The sequence below is a fragment of the Accumulibacter sp. genome (genome assembly GCF_023806625.1).
Taxonomy (GTDB): domain Bacteria; phylum Pseudomonadota; class Gammaproteobacteria; order Burkholderiales; family Rhodocyclaceae; genus Accumulibacter.
The window spans coordinates 36,774-53,316 of record NZ_JAMTDX010000001.1; the positions used below are offsets into that span (position 1 = coordinate 36,774).

The window sequence follows — 16,543 nt, forward strand, 5'->3', positions numbered from 1 at the left end:
GACGCCGGCACCGTACCCGATGTCCGTTCCGCTGCCGAGCATCGCCGAGGGCGAACCGATCACCATCGCCGACGACGGCAGCAAGGTTCGCGATCTGATGCACCGCGGAATCATCTCCTGCACTCCGGACGACACCGTTGGCGTGGTCGCCAAACTGATGGTCGAGAAGGAAATACACGCGGTGGTGGTGATGGATTCCGAGGGCAAGGCGGTCGGCGTCGTCTCGCAGACCGACATGGTGCTCGCGCGCCAGGGCCGGACATCCGGGGAGGCGCGCGCGATGCTCGCCCGCGAGGTGATGACCCCCGGTTGCGCCACCTGCGACGCGGACATGTTGCTCAGCGACGCGGTCAGTCTGCTGACGGCTCGCCGGATGCATCGGCTGGTGGTCACCGAGAACGACCAGCCGGTCGGCGTGATCTCGATGACCGACGTGGTGCGCAAGATCATCGGCGACTAGGCCCCGCGCGCCGGTTGCGTCATCGCCGGCATGCGTTCCTCGCGTTCGCGCGAGGAACGCATCCGCCACACTATGGTTGCGCCTTGAAACGGGAAGACGCTTCCCGAGCTTTGGGGGTTGTCCAGGATGCGAGCCGTTGTCTGCGATACTCTTGCCGGACCCGAAGCGCTGCGTCTCGACGATCTTCCGGAGCCGCAGCCCGCTCCGGGTCAGCTGCGCATTCTCGTCCGCGCCTGCGGGGTCAACTTCGCGGACAGCCTGATCACTCGCGGCGAGTACCAGACGCAGCCGGATCTGCCGTTCACCCCTGGTTTCGAGGTCTCCGGCGAGGTGCTCGAGCTGGGCGCCGGGGCCACGGGCGCCGCAGTTGGCGACCGGGTGATCGCCGTCGTCCCCTGTGGGGGCTATGCGGAGCAGGTCGTCGTCGACCAGAGCCGCTGCGTATCGATCCCGGCGCAACTGCCGTGGGAGGAAGCGGCCGCGTTCCCGGTCGTCTTCGGCACCTCGCACGTCGCCCTTGCGCACCGCGCGCGGCTCCGCGCGGGCGAGACGCTGGTCGTGCACGGCGCTGCGGGTGGCGTCGGGCTGACTGCCGTGGCGATCGGCAAGCGGCTCGGGGCGACGGTGATCGCCACCGCCGGCGGGCCGGAGAAGCTCGCCGTGGCGCGTGAACACGGTGCCGACCAGCTGATCGATTCTCGCCGCGAAGACGTGCGCGCGAGGATCAGGGATCTGACCGGCGGGCAAGGCGCCGACGTCGTCTATGATCCGGTCGGCGGGGACCTGTTCGCCGCCTCGCTGCGCAGCATCGCCTTCGAGGGGCGAATCGTCGTCGTCGGCTTTGCGGCGGGCAGTGTGCCGCAGATTCCGGCCAACCACCTGCTCGTCAAGAACGTGGACGTGATCGGCCTGAACTGGCCGGCGTACGCCGAGTTGAACCCCGGGGTGATGCGCGAGAGCCTCCGGACGCTGCTCGGCTGGCTCGCCGATGGCCTGATCCGGCCGCATGTCTCGGCGGTCTACCCGCTGGAGCGTGTGGTCGAGGCGATCGACCAGGTGGTCAGCCGCCGATCGACCGGGAAGGTGGTCGTGACCACCGCACAATGATCTCCGGTCATGGCAGGAGGCCGACGCGGCTGGCCGATCGCCAAAGACGCCTGAATCTGACCGGCGCTGGCAGCGACCAGCGCCATCTTCCGAAGGCGCGGCCGGGGCCGCGCCACTGACTGTTGAGAAAGGACTTCCATGAATCCTCAGAATGGCTACGATATCGAAGACCTGTCGGTCGGCATGAGCGCAGAGATCGCCAAGACGATCACCGACGCCGACCTCGTCCTTTTCGCCGGTGTGTCGACCGACGTCAACGCCGTCCACATGGATGAAGAGTTTGGCCGGACGACGATGTTCGGCGGCCGCATCGCGCACGGGATGCTCACTGCCAGCCTGATTTCGGCCGTGCTCGGCAATCGCCTGCCCGGCCCGGGGACGATCTACATGAATCAGTCGCTGCGCTTCCGCGCGCCGGTGCGTCCCGGCGAGACGGTCCATGCGAAAGTGACGGTCAAGGAAGTGATCGTCGAGAAGTCGCGGGTCGTGCTCGATACGGTGTGCACCGTCGGCGACAAGGTGGTCATCGACGGCGAGGCGACGCTGATGGCCACTTCGCGCAGGAAGCGCGAGGCCGCCGGCAAGTAGGCAGGGACTGCCCGACGCGAGCGGCGTCGGGCGGTCTGACGTCCAGAAAGCGGCGATCGTCAGCGAGCTTCGGCGCGGTGTTCGCCCACGGATCGGGCGCCATCCTGCTGCTCGTCAGCTTGGTGGAGGGGGCGAAGTGAGCCCCCGGCGGCAATCGGGCAGGCCGGTAAGTCGCAACCTTGGTTCGCTTCGATCGCCTGCGTTCTGCTCGACGGCCTGTGCCGCATCGGATGGCATGGCACCAAAGCAGGGCAGGCGGTCAGCCGGCCGGTGCAGCGGGGAGTCACCGGTATGGCGCAGAGATCGGAAGCCCGTCGGGCCGGGGATCGACCGGCAGCACGCGAATCGCATGCCGTCCGGGGGTACCCGTCTTCTCTCGAGCGAGTCTGCAGGGCTTCAGGCGATGCGGATCCGGCAGGCGCGCTGTCCAATTTTCTGCAGTGAGGCGAAGTGGTCGAGAACCTCGGGCCAGGGTCCGAAGCCCGAGGCCACGTTGATGTGTCCGGCGGCGCCGATCGTCCTGTACTGACTCCCCCAGACTCTGGCCCAGCGCTGCGCAGCGTCGGCGGAGAGCCAGGGATCACTCGTGCTGGCGATCAGCAGGCTAGGAAACGACAGGCGGCCGTCGATCAGTGACGCGGCACTTCCGAAGCGGGCAGGGTCGGCAGGTGCGACGAGCAAGGCGCCGAGGATGCGCTCACCATCGCTGAGTCCGGCGGCGACGGTGGCGAGGCAGCCGAAGCTGTGCGCGAGGATCCACACCGGGCCGCTCTGCCGGTCGATGTCTCTGAGCAGTGCGCCGGCCCAAGTGGGGAGGTGCGGCCGTTCCCAGTCGCTCTGGCGGACCTTGTGTGTCTCCGGCAAGACGCTCTCCAGCCAGCTCTGCCAGTGGCCGGGACCGCTGTCGTGAAGACCGGGAACGATCAGGATTCGACCAGTCATCGCTTGCGTGGTCAGGAGAGTACGTCCTTCCAGATCGCCGTCGCCCAGGCGCGGGTGTACTGTCCCTCTTCGACCGACGGCTCCAGCGAGACGCCGCCCGAGCCCTCGACAACCAGCGGCAGGCGCTTTTCGGGGTCGTAGCGATGAACCGAATCGACGTGGATGGCGCGCCTGTCATCGACCAGCGAATAGCAGGTGTTGGCGAGGAGAGTCGGCTGCGGGTCTCGGCCGGAGAGAATCTCGACGATGGCTGAGGCCGCGGCCTTGCCGTGCTGATTGGCCATGTGCCCGGACTTGGGCATCAAGGGTGCGGCCTGCAGAGCGTCACCGAGGACGTGTATGTTGCCGACGGCGGTCGACTCCAACGTGATCCAGTTGACCTCCGCCCAGCGGTCGTTGACGTTGACCACTCCGGTGGAGCGCGCGATATCCGCGGCTCGCTGCGGCGGCAGCAGATTGAGGATCTCGCCGCGTTCCTTGTCGCCAAGCTCACTGGTGACGATCTGCGTGGTCGCGTCGACCTCGACGACGTTCCAGCCCGGCCGGTATTCGATGAGGCCCTTGTACTCGCTTTCCCAGACGCCGAGAAAGAGCTTTTCCTTCGAGATCACCTTGTCGTTGGCGTCGAGGACGATGACCTTCGAACGCGGCTTGTGGGTCTTGAAGTACCAGGCGACCTGGCTGGCGCGTTCGTAGGGGCCCGGCGGGCACCGGTAGGGCGCCTTCGGGATTGAGAGCACGTAGGTGCCGCCGTCCGGAAGATCGACGAGTTGCTGGCGCAAGGCCAGGGTTTGTGGACCCGCCTTCCAGGCGTGGAGGATGGTCTCGCGTGCTGTGGCGTCGTAACCTTCGATGGCCCCGAAGATGAAGTCGAACCCTGGGGCGAGCACCAGCCGGTCGTACGCGAGTTCTCCTGCAGAATCGGTGCGCACGCGGCGGGAGTCGGCATCCACGCCCACGACCGTCGCGCGTACCACCCGGACCCCCCAGTTCCTGCGCAGGTTGTCGTAGCTGTGGACCAACGTCTCGTAGGGACGGTTGCCCGCGAGAACTTCGTTGGAAGCAGGGCAGGAGATGAACCGGCTGTTGCGTTCGATCAGCGTCACGTCGATCGCTCCGCCGCTCCACTTGCGCAGGTACTTGGCCGCGGTCGCGCCACCGAAGCCGGCACCGATGACGATGACCTTGCCGAGCTTCCGCCGGTTGTCACCGGCGCCGATGGCATTTCGGGAGAATGTGGCAAGAGTGGCGCAGGCCCCGAGTCCCTGGAGGACGCGACGGCGGTCGGGGTTGAAACGGGACATGAGGGTATCTCCCTATTTCTGCTTCGAGAAGTAGTCGGCAAGGATGGCGATCTCGTCGTCGGTGTAGCCTTTGGCCAGCTGTTGCATGATCGTCGCTGGCCGCTCGCCGCGTTTGTAGGCTTTCATCGTCTCTTCGATGTACTCCCTGTCGCGCCCGGCCAACGAAGGCATCGCCGTGGTGCTCTTGCCGTCCGTGCCATGACAGTTGAAGCAATTGGCGACGAAATACGGAAAGCGCGGCGCCTGGGTCGTGCTTGCCGCCGGCTTTGTCTCGGCGGCAAGCAGAGGGGTGGCGAGGGAGCCGGCGAGGACGAGGGCACAGAGAGATCGGTTCATCAGGACTCCTTGATACGGGAAGGAACGCGGGGGACGGGTCGGGCTCGGGGGGCTCTGGGTGGTCATCGTCGTCGAGGGGCTACCCGGCAGTCGCTTCGGCACTCTGTCGGTTGCCGCGGTTGTCCGACCAGCTCACGCGAACCGTGTCACCAGCCCGCACCCCGGCCACCCGCCAGCTGAATCTTGGATCGGCGGAGATGCCGGGTCCAGTGAAGACGGTTGCCACGAGTTCACCGTTGACCTGCAATTCGACCTCGGTGATGAAATGCGCAGGGAGCACCTCGCCGTCCGGTCCCTTGTTGGAACCGCTTTCCATCGGGTGTCGGAAGAATGCCCGGATCAGGGTAGCGCGCTCTTCGACAGTCACGCGCAGGCGTATCGGCGGCTGGTTCATCGCCCGGTCTTCATCATCCCGGGCACCCGCCGACGATGACACGGATCGGCCGCGCTGCAGAGTACAGGCGACCTCCGGCTTCGGCGATGACCAGCAGGCGGGAGTTCTCGGAGAGTCTGACTCTGGTTGCGAACCACGAAAGGCTGCGTTCGCCGCGCCGGAAGTCGGCCAGCAGGGGACGGCGATTTCCTTCGCCGATCAGCAGAACGCGCTCCACATCGTCGATGCCGATGGTCACCTCGACGGGAACCTGAGCACCATTCTCGGCAACGTCCGGTGCAGCGATGGCGATCGCCCGGCTTTCGATCGGTGCAGGCAGAGAAAGGGCGGCGAAGATCGACTCCAGGCTGCTCGCGCCGAAGGCTTCCGCGTTTCGCGGCGATCCCCACGCCTGGACGGGAGCAACGAGAAGTCGTGCGAGCAGCGCGACGCCCGCAATACTCAGGAAGTGGCGTCGGTCGGACATCCTTCGGGTCCACGGAATGGCGGTTGAACGGGCAAGCGGGCGAGTTGGACCGGAGAGTGCGGCCGCCTTGCTCCCCGGTCTGGCCTGTGGCCGTCCATGAGATGCGCGATCGGTCCGGGTTCGTGACGGCACATGGCTTCGGGCCAATCACCGGGCGTGGCTCGGGAATCCATCAGACGCCGGGTGGCTACGCGCCGGGCAGCCCGAAGCAGATTCCGGACTGGGGGGGCAACTCGATGGGTTGGTGACTCATGGGCGATCTCGTCTGGCCTTCGACATTGGGGAGCGACGTCGACTGCGGGCCATCCTACCCAGGCTCCGGGGCTCGCGGAACGAAGTATTCCTGCTAAGCAAATTCCTCGGCTGCGGCGCGAGAGAGCCCCTCCTGGAGGCCGTTGGTCGGACTCCCGGGGCGGAATATGGATATCAGAAATGCTTCCTTTGCCCGCCGTCGGGATCCGCCTATTCTCGACGCTGGATGGGGCCAGTGGCACTGTGCCGATCCCGACCACGAGTTGCCTGTGGCAGTGGCGACCATCCGCGGTGTCGCCGGGAAGCGATTCCGAACGGGTTCCAGGGCGTCCATCAGGTCAGCCGGAGACGGCAAGGTCAGCCGGTTTCGTCTGGCGATGGCCGAACGGACCTCCAACGCGGCGGCCAGCGGATGCGCGAACGCGTGTATCAGGTGGTGAACCATGTCCCGCTGCGCGACTCGGCGGGCGGAACAGACGGACATGCCGATCAGGACTGTTGACATCAGACGGACCAGCAGCGAAGGCAGTAGCCGCGAAGCGCCTGGCGGAGAGCCTTCGCGTGGGGGAGCGCCGAGCGCACCCCACCTGGCCTTGCCGACGATGCAGCTCAACGCGCTGAGAAGGCTTTTCAACCGCCCACAATTCGCGCCCCATGAAGTGGCCAGACTTGGCTGGCGTCGCCTCGAAAAGGCTGACGGCATCGGTCAGAAGGGGATGGCGACGATTGTCAAGTGGCTCCGGGAACAAGGCTACGAACTGGCTGACGCGGAGCAGGCAGCGGAGTCGCGCGGCACCCATCACGCACCAGATGCCAGGAAGGTGGAAAGGGCGATCCGTATCCTCAAGACTCAGGGCTATGCGGTCCTGCTGGCCAGCACACCGGAGGCACTCGACGAGGATGCGTGATCGCGGCGGAGGTCGTCAGGGACGCCGGAATGCCCGGGGCGCAGCGGCTCGATCCCTGGACGTATCTGGTCGACGTCCTGTGGCGGGCGTCAAGATCCGGCCGCCGCAATCGCGGAGCTCAAGCCGCAGTCATGGCAGGAGCCATGCGCGCGGAATCGATTGCACTCGTCGCCGCCTGCCCTGCGATCGGCCCTGGTGGGCAAGGACGCCGCGCATCCAACGGTTGCCCAGCTATAAGCAAACAAGAAATCGATAGTTCTCCCCGTAGCCGCGGGTTGCGACAATCGCCCGGTCATCGTCGCATACCCTGGGAGCACAGAATGAAATCCTCTCTTCCCCTGCGTGCCTTGCTGGCAGGTCTGGCTCTGGCCGGGCTGCTCAGTCAGGCTTTCGCCGAGTCGCTGAAAGTGGGTTACCTCCCCGTGACCGGCCACGGCAAGTTCTTCGTCGCCAAGGAACAGGGGTTTTTTGCGAAGGAAGGCCTTGACGTCGAACTGATCGAGTTCCAGAACTCCGCCGATGGCCTGAACGCCATTCTGGCCGGCAAGCTGGATACCGGTGCCTTCGGCACCACTGCCCCGGTGGCTCATCTCTCCAAGGGCGCCAGCATCAAGATCATCGGCGGGATCATGGGCGGTGACGCGGCGGTCATCACCACGGCCACCAATGCGTCCAGGATCAGGACCGTCGCCGACCTCAAGGGCCAGAAGATCGCCACCGTTCGCATGGCCTCGGGAGACGCGGTGCTGCGCGGCGCCCTGAAGTCGGCCGGCATCAACTGGAAGACGGATGTCAAGATCTTCGAACTGAAGAATCCGCCGGCCGTGATCGAGTCCGTGAAGTCCGGCCAGGTGGACGCGGGTGTGGTCTGGGGACCCCATGACTTGCGCGCAGAGGACCAGGGCCTCAAGGTCGTCATCCATTCCACCGACCTGCAGCCAGGCCATCCCTGCTGCCGTCTGGTGGTGACCGACGCCCGCCTGAAGGATGAAGCCACTTGGGAGAAATTCCTGCGCGCCATCCTGCTGGCGGAAAAGTTCGCTCAGGAAAACAAGAAGGAGACCATCGACGCGATTGCCAGGTACGTGAAGATCGACCGGCAACTTCTGTGGCGCGGTTACTACTCACCCTATCTGGACCAATCCAGTGACCCGAACTTGAAAGGGGTGCAGCACTTCGCCGACGTGATGGTGAACAGCGAGTTCATCACTACCAGGCCGGACATCGCGGGTGCCATCGACACACGTCTGTATAGCAAGGCGCTCAGCCAGCTCGCCAGGGAGAACCCGAGAGACCCCTACTGGAAGAAACTTCAGAAGGAATTCGAGCAGAAGGATTCGTGATGGCCGGCGGAGGACTCCAAATCACTGGTGTGCGCTTCGCCTACGATGGCAGCGGCGTGATTCTGCAAGGCATCAGCCTGGACATTCCCGCCGGGCAGTTCGTCAGTCTGCTGGGGGCCAGCGGCAGCGGCAAGTCCACGCTGCTGCGACTGATTGCCGGCCTGCAGTTGCCACAACAGGGAAGCCTCCTCTGGAATGGCACGCCGGTCCTGGCCCCCGGCCTGGAGCGGGGTGTGGTCTTCCAGGATTACGCCCTCTTTCCCTGGATGACAGTGGCAGACAACATCGCCGTCGCCATCGGCAAGGCCCGTCCGGCCTCCACCAAGGCCGAGTGTCGGGAGGAAGCCGAAGGACACCTGCGCAAGGTCGGGCTCGACTCGGCACGTCGCAAGTATCCCTTCGAGTTGTCCGGCGGCATGCGCCAAAGGGGCGCCATTGCCCGTACGCTGGCGGTGGGTTCGCCCCTGCTGCTGATGGATGAGCCTTTCGGGGCTGTCGACCCGGTGAACCGGGCCAGGCTGCAGGACCTGTTGCTGGAAATCTGGGAAACCTCGGTCCCGCGAAAGACCATCGTCTTCGTCACCCACGACGTGGACGAGGCCCTCTATGTGGGCCAGCGGGTGGTGATCCTCGGATCTGTACCGGGTCGTGTCATCGCCGACTTGCCGGTGAGCCTTGCCGGTGCCCGGGAGCGCCGCAGTCTGATCGAGAGCGAAGCGTTCCGTACGCTGCGGGAGAGTATCGCCGAAGTCCTCGCCGAAGACACCCTGGCACAACTCGCCGTCAGCTAGAAAGGTGAAACCCGTGTCCAAACTTGCCATCATCGAAATCCCGGAACCGTCGGGTGGCCCGCTCGCGCTGGGTGTCGGCACTCCGACCGACAGCCAGCGCGTCCCGGTCTGGCTGCGACGCGGGCTGGAAGCCTCGCTGGTATGGGTTGCCCTGCTGGTTGCCTGGTTCCTGGCCGCGGCGTACCTGCCCCTGGGCAAGAATCCCCTGATTCCGGCGCCACCGGTGGTGCTCGAGGCGCTTGCGGATTCCCTGCCCGAATTATGGGAAGGCACCCTGTCGTCGTTCACCATCCTGTTGCCCGGCTTTGGTCTGGCCACCGTGCTGGGCATTCTGTCCGGTCTGGCGGTGGGCACCTCCGGTCGCCTGCAGGACGCCTTCCTGCCCTTTGCCCGAGTGGCGGCTCCCGTGCCGCCCACGGTGTACATCCCCTACGCGATCGCGGTGTTGCCCACATTCAAGCTGTCGGCCATCTTCGTCGTCTTCATCGGCGCCTTCTGGCCCATCTTCCAGAACGCCGTGGCCGGTGCCCACAGCCTGGAGCAGCGTTACCGCGACAACGCCCGGATTCTCGGATTCACGGGATTCGAATACTACCGCCGTGTGGTCTTCCCCGCGGCCCTGCCGCACATTTTCTCCGGCATGGCGGTCGGGCTGGGTTTCTCCTTCATCCTGCTGACCGTGGCGGAGCTGTTCGGCGCCAACGCAGGCTTGGGGCGCTTCGTCCAGTACTATGCCGACTTCGGCGACTACCCGCGCATGGTCGCGGGAATCCTGTACACCGGTGCGGTCACCTTTCTCGCCATGACGCTTCTGGAAGCGGCGCGCACGCGTGCCCTGTTCTGGGTGAAATAGGAGTCCAGCCATGCAACGGCTTGCCGCACTGATCCTGGGGACCGGACTGATGGTGCTTGTCTCGCCGCTCCGGGCGGAACTGTTCCAGCCGGCACCAGGGGACCTGGCGGTAGCCGTTGCGGCTGCCTCCAGGCAGGGCAGGGTGCTGGCCGTCCTCTTCGAACAAGAGGATTGTGACAACTGCCGGAAACTGCGCCAGGGGGTCTTCCCCGGCCCGTTCACCGAGAAGGCCTTCGCCCGGCGCTATGCCACCCTGGCGGTGAACCTCAGCACCAACGGCGAACTGGTACTGCCGGATGGGAAGGCCGCGTCGGCCCGCGCCTGGGCGGAGAGCCTGCGGGTGGTGGGCACTCCGGCCTTCGCCTTCTTCGACCGGAGGGGTCGCTTGCTCTATCGTTACACGGGTGTCCTGAAGGACAGTGAGGAACTGCTGCTCCTGGGCAGGTACGTGGCTGTCGCCGAGTACGAGCGACGGCCTTTTGACGACTACGTGCGCGGCCACAAGTCGGGCCCGAGGACGTTCGTGCCCGATGCGATGCTTCAGAGTCAGGTATGTCGTACTCGAAGCTGATTTCCCTTGCCGAAGCCGTCCGCCGCCATACTCGCGACGGCCAGCAGTACGCCAGCGGTGCGGCTTTGCCGGTGGGCTCGGACGCCGTCGTTTTCGGTCGGGAACTGCTGCGCCAGGGGCGCCGGGATCTGCACGCCATCTTCCACTGCAGCACTCAGCAACTCAATCTGCTTGCGGCGGCCGGCGCCGTAGCGAGGGTCGAATGCGGCTTCAGCGGACTGGAGGTCTTCGGCTTCGCCAACGGCCTGCGTCGGGCGGTGGAGGAAGGCCGGACGGTCCTCGAAGACTATTCCAACCTCTCCATGGCGCTGCGCCTCCTCGGTGGCGCCATGAACTGGCCCTTCGTGCCGGCGACGGTCAACATTGGTTCCGACCTCCAGTACCGCAGCGCCTTCGCACCGGACGAGCATCCGGCCCGGCACAAGATTCCGGCGGTCGCCGATCCCTTCTCGGGCCGCGAGATTGGCGCCTTGAGTCCCCTGCGGCCAGCATTGGCGGGCATCCACGTGAGCTTGGCGGATCCCCTGGGGAATGCAATCATGCTGGGCACGGAATGGAGCCGCTTCGAGCTCTCACGTGCCGCCCAGAAGGTCATCCTGGTGGCCGACGCCATCGTGGATACGGCGTGCATGCGCCAGTTTCCCAACCTGGTCCGCATCCCGGACGTGGTCGTGGAGGCAGTCGTCTGGTGGCCCTTCGGCGCCTGGCCCCAGGCTTCGCCAGGCTTGTACGACGCGGATGAAGAGCACATGAAGAGTATGAACCAGGCCCTCGCAACAGAGGAGGGCACGGCAGCTTACCTCAAGCGATTCGTCGAGGGGTACTCGGACGTGCCGAGCTATCTGGATCTCATCGGACGTGACAGGGTCAGACAGCTCGCTCAGACCAGCACTGCCTTCCTGATCGATCCCTTTCGTCGATGGCTGCAAACGCCAGCCGAGATCACCGCCCTCAGCGCAAGTTGCAGCCCGGCCGGCGAGGTCTACCGATGATCGCGGAGTACACGCGGCAGGAGATGATGGCCATCGCCACCGGGCGGGAGATACGGGACGGCGAACTGGCCATCTTTGGCGTCGGGCTTTCCATGCTGGCCGGTTTCTTCGCCCAGGCCCATCATGCCCCGCGGGTGCGGGCGATGACCGAGGGCGGCATCTACGGTGCCACTCCCTTGGGCGGGCTGCCCTGGGGGATCGAATGCAACCGCATCTCGTCCAACGCCACCAGTTTCACCAGTGCCCTGGATGCCCTGGGCTGCCTGGTGGCCTCGGGCCGTTGCGACGTGGGCATCATCGGCGCAGCCCAGGTCGACAGATTCGGCAACGTGAACACGACCGGCATCTGGGTTGGCGGGATCGGCGACGCTTACCGGCCGCCGAACACCCGCCTCACCGGAGCAGGTGGTGCCAATGACATCGCTTGCGGGGCGAAGCGCTTCCTCATCATGGTCGGCCACGAGCCCAAGCGCTTCGTCGAGAAGGTGAGCTACATCAGTTCGCCGGGCTATCTGGACGGCGACGATGCCCGTCAGCGCCACGGCTTCGTCGGTGGCGGACCTTCCGCGATCATCACGACCCTGGGAATCCTCCGTCCCCATCCGGAAACGAAGGAATTCCACCTGGACGGCTGGTTCGGTTTCTCCAGCCCGGATCAGATCCGCCACGCCACGGCCTGGGACCTGAAGGTCTTGCCCGGTGCGCGTCCGGTCCCCGAACCCAGCAAGGCGGAACTCGCGGCCCTGCGAAAGGTGGATGTAACCGGTGCGCTGCGCAAGGGATAGGCCGTCGTTTGCAGAGCCCCGAGAGGAAGTTCCCGCGATGACGGCTCGTGCCAGGTTCGTCAGTGCCGCCCTCTGCGTATTCCTGGCCGCGCTGGGCCCTGGCCACGCGCAGGACGAGGGCGTCGGGCAGAAGGTCGTCGATCAGGTCGACGCGGCCGAGCGCGTGCCCTTCGCACCAGGGAGCATCGAGAACCCCGTCCATGGGGGGTGGGACGCCCGGACTACCTGGACATCGTTCTGGTGGCCCACGGGCAAGCCTTGGAGGCCTTCGACACGAAGCACGCGCCTGCCGCCTCGTTCGAAGGTGTCTGCGTTCTGCGTCGTCATGCGGTCGATTGCGCTGCCTGCGGCAACACCCTGCGCAAGAGCAGGACGGACATCACGGATCTGGTCGACGGCTTCGTTCGCGTCGCCCAGGGCAGGGTTGTACGCTTCGCAGAGCTGCAGCAAGAGGGATACATCCGTATCCGGCCCTGATCCGCCGAAGAGAGGAAGTGTGCCATGACCTGCATCAGCTGCCCCCGCCCCAGCAGCGACCGCTATTGGGATGAAAGGCTCGAGACCCAGTCACGCACCGACTGGCAGGCGCTGCAGCTGCGGCTGCTGAGGGAGCACCTGCTCCACGCCTACCTGAATTCGCCCTACTACGGGGCCAGTTTCGATCGGGCTGGAGTGCATCCGGACCAACTGCGGAGCCTGGACGACGTTCGTCGTTTCCCGTTCATCAGCAAGCAGGAACTGCGCGAGAGGCAACTGGCTGTGCCGCCCTTCGGAGACCTGGTGGCCGTGCCGGAGCGGGAGATCGTATACATTTCAGCCTCCAGCGGCTCCACCGGCGTGCCCACCGCCTCGCCCTTCACCGGCCAGGATTTCGAGGACTGGATCGATTACCAGGCGCGACAGTTCTGGTCCTCGGGCCTGCGCCCTGAGGACCGCTACGCCCATTCACTCAACTTCTCCCTGTTCGTCGGCGGTCCCTGCGTTCTCGGAGCCCAGAAGCTTGGCGCCCTTTCGATGCACGTGGGCACCGTGCCCGCAGAGCGCCTTCTCGCCATCCTGAAGCAGTTCCAGGCCACCGTCATCTGGACCACCCCTTCTTATGCCTGGTACCTTGGCGAGACGGCACTCAAGGAAGGCATCGACCCCAGGCAGGACTTGAACGTGCGGCGCATCCTCGTCGCCGGTGAGCCCGGCGGTTCCATCCCGGAAACCCGGGAACGCATCGAGGGCCTGTGGGGCGCCAGCGTGTATGACTATTACGGCCTCTCCGACATCTTCGGTGCCTGCGCCGGCATGTGCGAAGTGAAGCACGGTCTGCACTGGGCGGAGGACCACATCCTGGTCGAAGTTCTGGACCCGGATGGCGGTGACCCGGTGCCGGAGGGTGGTCGGGGCGAGCTGGTGCTGACCACCCTCAGGAAGGCGGCCCGCCCGATGATCCGCTTTCGCACCGGCGACATCGTCTCCTTCACCTCCGAACCCTGCTCCTGCGGGCGGACCTCGGTTCGCCTGCTCGGCGTACACGGACGGCTGGACGACATGCTGATCATCAAGGGTGTGAACCTGTTTCCCAGTGACGTGGAAGCGATCGCCAGGAAGGACCGCGACTTCGGCGGCGAATACCGCCTCGTCGTGGACAGGGAAGACCACCTGGACCGCCTCACGGTCGAGGTCGAGCGCTCATCGGCCTATCGTGGCTCGATCGAGGAACTGGCCTCCCGCTTCAAGCGCCAGCTCCAGTCCGTCACGGGTGTCAGTGCCGCGGTCACCATTCTCTCGCCGGAGACACTCCCGCGCGCAACCCACAAGGCCAAGCGGGTCGACGACCGCCGCGGAGGGGTGTGGGGCTGAGGCGTGCCGGATGAGCGCGCTCGGCGATCGGAAGCGGCACGTAGTGGTGGGAATGGATGCTCAGGAACCGGAAGCCCGGAGACAATGCCTCAGCCGGTCACGCCGTTCGTGAAGCCGTGGTCTCGCTTGTCTGGAAGCCCGGTCGCGAGGGCATGAAATCGACGATCGGAGGAGGCCCGTCGACGCCAGTGGGGGCCGGATCGATGGATTCGGACAGGCAGCGAGCCGTATCCGGCGGTCGATGCATGTCGGCCGTGTTGCACGGCGGTCAGTCCTTCGAGAAGCTCCTTCAGTCGATCCATGTGCGGGTGAAGGGTGCCGAAATGCCGGGCGAAACGCTTGTGCTCGCCGAGCGTGACGTGCTGGTTGCGGAAGACCGGAACGAGGTTGTCGGCTGGTCAGGTGACTTTCGGCCGGTTGCTCGGGCGTCACGTCGTGTCTGAGGTCGGTCCTTGCGCCTCGGCACCGAGGGCGGGGGAAAGCGGCATGACCCGGATGTGACGATACTCGGGTCACGGCCGGCTCTTCCAGCGCGCCAAGGCGAGCTTGTCGTCCCAGCCCCTGAAGAGCTGATCAGGCTTCCTTGTCCGGCAATAACGGACCGCGTGGATCGAACCGCCATCCGACCGGAAACGCGGCTCACTTCATTCGGATCGTGGCGTCTCTGACGTCGATTGCACTGGGGATCTGCTGCAACAGGTGGAAGGGGTTCAGCCCGGCTGTTGCTGCGCCTCGCTCACGGAGGCGCTGATTGGCTTGACGACGTTGCTGTGCTTGCGGACGGTCTGCTCAACGACGGCCGGTTCGAGGGGCTGACGTGGCGCGATGCGCGCCGCAGCGGCTTTCGGGTCCCGCTTCATCGCTGGCCGGTCTGCTGCAGAACGTCGAAGAGATCCGTGATTACCTCGGGGCGTTGGCTGGCGAGATTGCGCTTGCCGAGAAAGAACGCGTCGTTGTTCACCATTCCGGTCCGGTCGGCGATGCCGCGCGCGCCAGTCTCTTGCTGCGCGGCTGCCGTGAAAGGATCCCAGATCACGCAGGCATCGACGCTTCCGCGTTCGAAGGCAGGGCGCGCTTCGGCCGGTGGAACGAAGACCGGCTGGACGTCGGAATGGCTGAGCCCGTGCTTGCCGATCAGCCTGACCATGAGATCGTGGACGTTGGAACCCCTCTTCAAAGCCACCTTCTTGTCCTTCGGGTCGGCGACCGCCCCGATTGGCGGGTTGCCGGGGACGATGAGCGCCTGGGCGCGTGGCGCCGGTTCGCCGTGGCCGAGGTGAGCGAAGTTTGCGCCGGTCGCCTGAGCGAAGATCGGTGGTAACTGTCCGACATGTCTGAAGTCGATCGCGCCGACGTTCAGCCGTTCGAGCAACCGTGGTCCGGCCAGTCTCGCCAAACGCTCATTGCGCGCGGTGGAGCGGCGCCACCCCGGATGATGAAAGAGAATGCGGGTGGGCGGAAACGGGAGAGGTCGAGCAATGATGTGGTGGTGACACCCCGATCCCAAACGTGACCCGCTGAACCGACTCGTACCCCGGATTGCCTCTTGTAGAGCGCACGGCAAAAAAGGCCGCAGGGGCAACCCTGCAGGGTGTTTCGGTCAAGCCCCATGTTCCACCCGCTCGTGACTTTACGGGAAGGGAGTGACGGATGGAACTGGCGACGCTGTGTAAGCGGGTAGTCGGGTTGGATGTGCATCAGGCGAAGATCACGGCCTGTGCGATTACGGAAGACGAGGCGGGCCAGACCAGCATCAGCCTGGCGAAGTTCGGCGGATTCAAGCGTGACCGCCAGTCGATGGCGCAGTGGGTGGCGGTCCACGCGGCGCCGGCCATCCTGGGTGATGCCGACGGCGACCAGTACCGCGCAATCGAGCAATTGCCCGGCCTCGCGCACGCGCTCGTAGCGGGCATCGAGGAACAGGTAAGGGGTTTCGTCGAGCGGCCGCTCGCGCCAGGCGGCGAGCCCGGCGTCGAGCTTCTCGGCGGCACGACTGACCTGGGTCGAGGAGATCGACACCTCCGGCCCGAGGAGCTTGACCAGGATGTCGCACACCTTGCGGGTGGAGACCCCCTGGACGTACATCTCGGCCAGGGCGAGGTTGAGCGCCTGTTCGGTGCGCGAGCCTTTCTCCAGGGCAGAGGGATAAAAGCCGCCGCCGCGCACCTGGGGGATATCAAAGGTCTGTTCTCCCAGGCGGGTCATGACGGTCTTGGGCTTGAAGCCGTTGGCATGGTCAGATCGCTCCGGGGTTCGCTCATAGGGTCTGGCGTTGAGAAAGTGCGCGCGCTCGATCTTGCTCGCTTCATTGACCAGAATGCGCAGCGCCTCGCCGGCGCCGTCCAGGCCGTTGGCCAGCAAGGCCGCAAACGCTGCGTCCAAGGGATGATGTTCTACGCGTTGGGCCATCGTGTCGACTCCTTCGTGGGTGGGTGCGAGAATGCCCCGGAGAAATCGCCTGCGGGTAGAGCCTTCCGGGGTCGCGCCGCGGTGCTTTGCCGTCCTCCGCTCTTCGGGCGCTACGCGCCCTCATCGCTGCGGCCGGCAAAGCACCGCAAATCCAGCAGGCTACGAATTTACAGAAGAGATGTTGCACTAAC

Annotated in this window: 21 protein-coding genes and 1 pseudogene; 14 read left to right on the top strand and 8 right to left on the bottom strand. The window is 65.5% G+C overall.

Translation table 11 applies throughout. The features are described from left to right. Window positions 1-97 precede the first annotated feature (97 nt). The 3 genes from NFW05_RS00135 to NFW05_RS00145 all read left to right on the top strand — a co-directional run bounded on the left by NFW05_RS00135 (window position 98) and on the right by NFW05_RS00145 (window position 2,155). Window positions 98-460: a CBS domain-containing protein gene (locus NFW05_RS00135; protein WP_295301721.1), complete on the top strand. Its 363-nt coding sequence runs from the start codon at window positions 98-100 to the stop codon at window positions 458-460. 126 nt (window positions 461-586) lie between these two features. After that, window positions 587-1,567 (top strand): NADPH:quinone oxidoreductase family protein, encoded by a 981-nt coding sequence (locus NFW05_RS00140; RefSeq protein ID WP_295301673.1) that lies wholly within the window; start codon window positions 587-589, stop codon window positions 1,565-1,567. Window positions 1,568-1,705: 138 nt separating this feature from the next. Beyond that, on the top strand, window positions 1,706-2,155 hold the full coding sequence (locus NFW05_RS00145; protein ID WP_295301674.1) for a MaoC family dehydratase: 450 nt from the start codon (window positions 1,706-1,708) through the stop codon (window positions 2,153-2,155). 396 nt (window positions 2,156-2,551) lie between these two features. Here NFW05_RS00145 and NFW05_RS00150 read toward each other — a convergent pair whose 3' ends face one another. The 5 genes from NFW05_RS00150 to NFW05_RS00170 form a co-directional block, all read right to left on the bottom strand. Further along, complete coding sequence (locus NFW05_RS00150) at window positions 2,552-3,097, bottom strand: alpha/beta hydrolase (protein ID WP_295301676.1); 546 nt, start codon at window positions 3,095-3,097, stop codon at window positions 2,552-2,554. A gap of 11 nt (window positions 3,098-3,108) precedes the next feature. Next, entirely contained in the window at window positions 3,109-4,401 is a 1,293-nt protein-coding gene (locus NFW05_RS00155) for an NAD(P)/FAD-dependent oxidoreductase (RefSeq protein ID WP_295301678.1), read from the bottom strand. A 12-nt stretch (window positions 4,402-4,413) separates the two neighbouring features. Beyond that, on the bottom strand, window positions 4,414-4,737 hold the full coding sequence (locus NFW05_RS00160) for a cytochrome c (protein WP_295301679.1): 324 nt from the start codon (window positions 4,735-4,737) through the stop codon (window positions 4,414-4,416). 79 nt (window positions 4,738-4,816) lie between these two features. Next, window positions 4,817-5,131: a thiosulfate oxidation carrier complex protein SoxZ gene (gene soxZ, locus NFW05_RS00165; protein WP_295301682.1), complete on the bottom strand. Its 315-nt coding sequence runs from the start codon at window positions 5,129-5,131 to the stop codon at window positions 4,817-4,819. 13 nt (window positions 5,132-5,144) lie between these two features. Further along, window positions 5,145-5,597: a thiosulfate oxidation carrier protein SoxY gene (locus NFW05_RS00170; protein ID WP_295301685.1), complete on the bottom strand. Its 453-nt coding sequence runs from the start codon at window positions 5,595-5,597 to the stop codon at window positions 5,145-5,147. Between the two features lie 101 nt (window positions 5,598-5,698). On the opposite strand from NFW05_RS00170, the gene NFW05_RS00175 reads away from it, so the two are divergent. From NFW05_RS00175 to NFW05_RS00225, 11 genes are all read left to right on the top strand, one after another. After that, window positions 5,699-5,845, top strand: a complete 147-nt coding sequence (locus NFW05_RS00175) for a hypothetical protein (RefSeq protein WP_295301688.1) — start codon at window positions 5,699-5,701, stop codon at window positions 5,843-5,845. Between the two features lie 606 nt (window positions 5,846-6,451). Continuing rightward, complete coding sequence (locus NFW05_RS00180; RefSeq protein WP_295301691.1) at window positions 6,452-6,757, top strand: hypothetical protein; 306 nt, start codon at window positions 6,452-6,454, stop codon at window positions 6,755-6,757. A gap of 320 nt (window positions 6,758-7,077) precedes the next feature. Further along, the gene (locus NFW05_RS00185) at window positions 7,078-8,100 is read left to right on the top strand and encodes an ABC transporter substrate-binding protein (RefSeq protein WP_295301692.1); all 1,023 of its coding nucleotides are present in this window, start codon (window positions 7,078-7,080) and stop codon (window positions 8,098-8,100) included. Next, a complete protein-coding gene (locus tag NFW05_RS00190) occupies window positions 8,100-8,891 on the top strand; it encodes an ABC transporter ATP-binding protein (protein WP_295301695.1) in 792 nt (263 codons plus the stop codon). The genes NFW05_RS00185 and NFW05_RS00190 overlap by 1 nt, the downstream gene beginning before the upstream one ends. Before the next feature lie 13 nt (window positions 8,892-8,904). After that, the gene (locus NFW05_RS00195) at window positions 8,905-9,744 is read left to right on the top strand and encodes an ABC transporter permease (RefSeq protein WP_295301698.1); all 840 of its coding nucleotides are present in this window, start codon (window positions 8,905-8,907) and stop codon (window positions 9,742-9,744) included. A 10-nt stretch (window positions 9,745-9,754) separates the two neighbouring features. After that, on the top strand, window positions 9,755-10,315 hold the full coding sequence (locus NFW05_RS00200; protein WP_295301700.1) for a thioredoxin fold domain-containing protein: 561 nt from the start codon (window positions 9,755-9,757) through the stop codon (window positions 10,313-10,315). Next, window positions 10,297-11,307 (top strand): CoA transferase, encoded by a 1,011-nt coding sequence (locus NFW05_RS00205; protein WP_295301702.1) that lies wholly within the window; start codon window positions 10,297-10,299, stop codon window positions 11,305-11,307. Before NFW05_RS00200 ends, NFW05_RS00205 begins: the two co-directional genes overlap by 19 nt. Further along, a complete protein-coding gene (locus NFW05_RS00210) occupies window positions 11,304-12,092 on the top strand; it encodes a CoA-transferase (protein WP_295301704.1) in 789 nt (262 codons plus the stop codon). The genes NFW05_RS00205 and NFW05_RS00210 overlap by 4 nt, the downstream gene beginning before the upstream one ends. A gap of 207 nt (window positions 12,093-12,299) precedes the next feature. Further along, a complete protein-coding gene (locus NFW05_RS00215) occupies window positions 12,300-12,569 on the top strand; it encodes a hypothetical protein (protein ID WP_295301706.1) in 270 nt (89 codons plus the stop codon). A gap of 24 nt (window positions 12,570-12,593) precedes the next feature. Then, window positions 12,594-13,943: a phenylacetate--CoA ligase family protein gene (locus NFW05_RS00220; RefSeq protein ID WP_295301707.1), complete on the top strand. Its 1,350-nt coding sequence runs from the start codon at window positions 12,594-12,596 to the stop codon at window positions 13,941-13,943. A 245-nt stretch (window positions 13,944-14,188) separates the two neighbouring features. Beyond that, on the top strand, window positions 14,189-14,386 hold the full coding sequence (locus NFW05_RS00225) for a hypothetical protein (protein ID WP_295301709.1): 198 nt from the start codon (window positions 14,189-14,191) through the stop codon (window positions 14,384-14,386). A gap of 267 nt (window positions 14,387-14,653) precedes the next feature. Here NFW05_RS00225 and NFW05_RS00230 read toward each other — a convergent pair whose 3' ends face one another. The 3 genes and pseudogenes from NFW05_RS00230 to NFW05_RS00240 form a co-directional block, all read right to left on the bottom strand. Continuing rightward, on the bottom strand, window positions 14,654-14,803 hold the full coding sequence (locus NFW05_RS00230) for a hypothetical protein (protein WP_295301711.1): 150 nt from the start codon (window positions 14,801-14,803) through the stop codon (window positions 14,654-14,656). Further along, window positions 14,800-15,315 carry an ABC transporter substrate-binding protein gene (locus tag NFW05_RS00235; protein ID WP_295301714.1) on the bottom strand — a complete coding sequence of 172 codons (516 nt, stop codon included), beginning with the start codon at window positions 15,313-15,315 and terminating at the stop codon, window positions 14,800-14,802. The genes NFW05_RS00230 and NFW05_RS00235 overlap by 4 nt, the downstream gene beginning before the upstream one ends. Before the next feature lie 446 nt (window positions 15,316-15,761). Further along, window positions 15,762-16,352: pseudogene (locus NFW05_RS00240) on the bottom strand (transposase); the annotation flags it as partial. Window positions 16,353-16,543 lie beyond the last annotated feature (191 nt).

Coding starts and splice junctions, on each gene's coding strand:
- NFW05_RS00190 (WP_295301695.1), top strand. CDS start 8,100: ATGGCCGGCGGAGGACTCCAAATCACTGGTGTGCGCTTCGCCTACGAT.
- NFW05_RS00150 (WP_295301676.1), bottom strand. CDS start 3,097: ATGACTGGTCGAATCCTGATCGTTCCCGGTCTTCACGACAGCGGTCCC.
- NFW05_RS00180 (WP_295301691.1), top strand. CDS start 6,452: ATGCAGCTCAACGCGCTGAGAAGGCTTTTCAACCGCCCACAATTCGCG.
- NFW05_RS00220 (WP_295301707.1), top strand. CDS start 12,594: ATGACCTGCATCAGCTGCCCCCGCCCCAGCAGCGACCGCTATTGGGAT.
- NFW05_RS00200 (WP_295301700.1), top strand. CDS start 9,755: ATGCAACGGCTTGCCGCACTGATCCTGGGGACCGGACTGATGGTGCTT.
- NFW05_RS00225 (WP_295301709.1), top strand. CDS start 14,189: ATGTCGGCCGTGTTGCACGGCGGTCAGTCCTTCGAGAAGCTCCTTCAG.
- NFW05_RS00145 (WP_295301674.1), top strand. CDS start 1,706: ATGAATCCTCAGAATGGCTACGATATCGAAGACCTGTCGGTCGGCATG.
- NFW05_RS00135 (WP_295301721.1), top strand. CDS start 98: ATGCACCGCGGAATCATCTCCTGCACTCCGGACGACACCGTTGGCGTG.
- NFW05_RS00170 (WP_295301685.1), bottom strand. CDS start 5,597: ATGTCCGACCGACGCCACTTCCTGAGTATTGCGGGCGTCGCGCTGCTC.
- NFW05_RS00155 (WP_295301678.1), bottom strand. CDS start 4,401: ATGTCCCGTTTCAACCCCGACCGCCGTCGCGTCCTCCAGGGACTCGGG.
- NFW05_RS00205 (WP_295301702.1), top strand. CDS start 10,297: ATGTCGTACTCGAAGCTGATTTCCCTTGCCGAAGCCGTCCGCCGCCAT.
- NFW05_RS00210 (WP_295301704.1), top strand. CDS start 11,304: ATGATCGCGGAGTACACGCGGCAGGAGATGATGGCCATCGCCACCGGG.
- NFW05_RS00185 (WP_295301692.1), top strand. CDS start 7,078: ATGAAATCCTCTCTTCCCCTGCGTGCCTTGCTGGCAGGTCTGGCTCTG.
- NFW05_RS00160 (WP_295301679.1), bottom strand. CDS start 4,737: ATGAACCGATCTCTCTGTGCCCTCGTCCTCGCCGGCTCCCTCGCCACC.
- NFW05_RS00140 (WP_295301673.1), top strand. CDS start 587: ATGCGAGCCGTTGTCTGCGATACTCTTGCCGGACCCGAAGCGCTGCGT.
- soxZ (WP_295301682.1), bottom strand. CDS start 5,131: ATGAACCAGCCGCCGATACGCCTGCGCGTGACTGTCGAAGAGCGCGCT.
- NFW05_RS00230 (WP_295301711.1), bottom strand. CDS start 14,803: ATGAAGCGGGACCCGAAAGCCGCTGCGGCGCGCATCGCGCCACGTCAG.
- NFW05_RS00175 (WP_295301688.1), top strand. CDS start 5,699: ATGCGCGATCGGTCCGGGTTCGTGACGGCACATGGCTTCGGGCCAATC.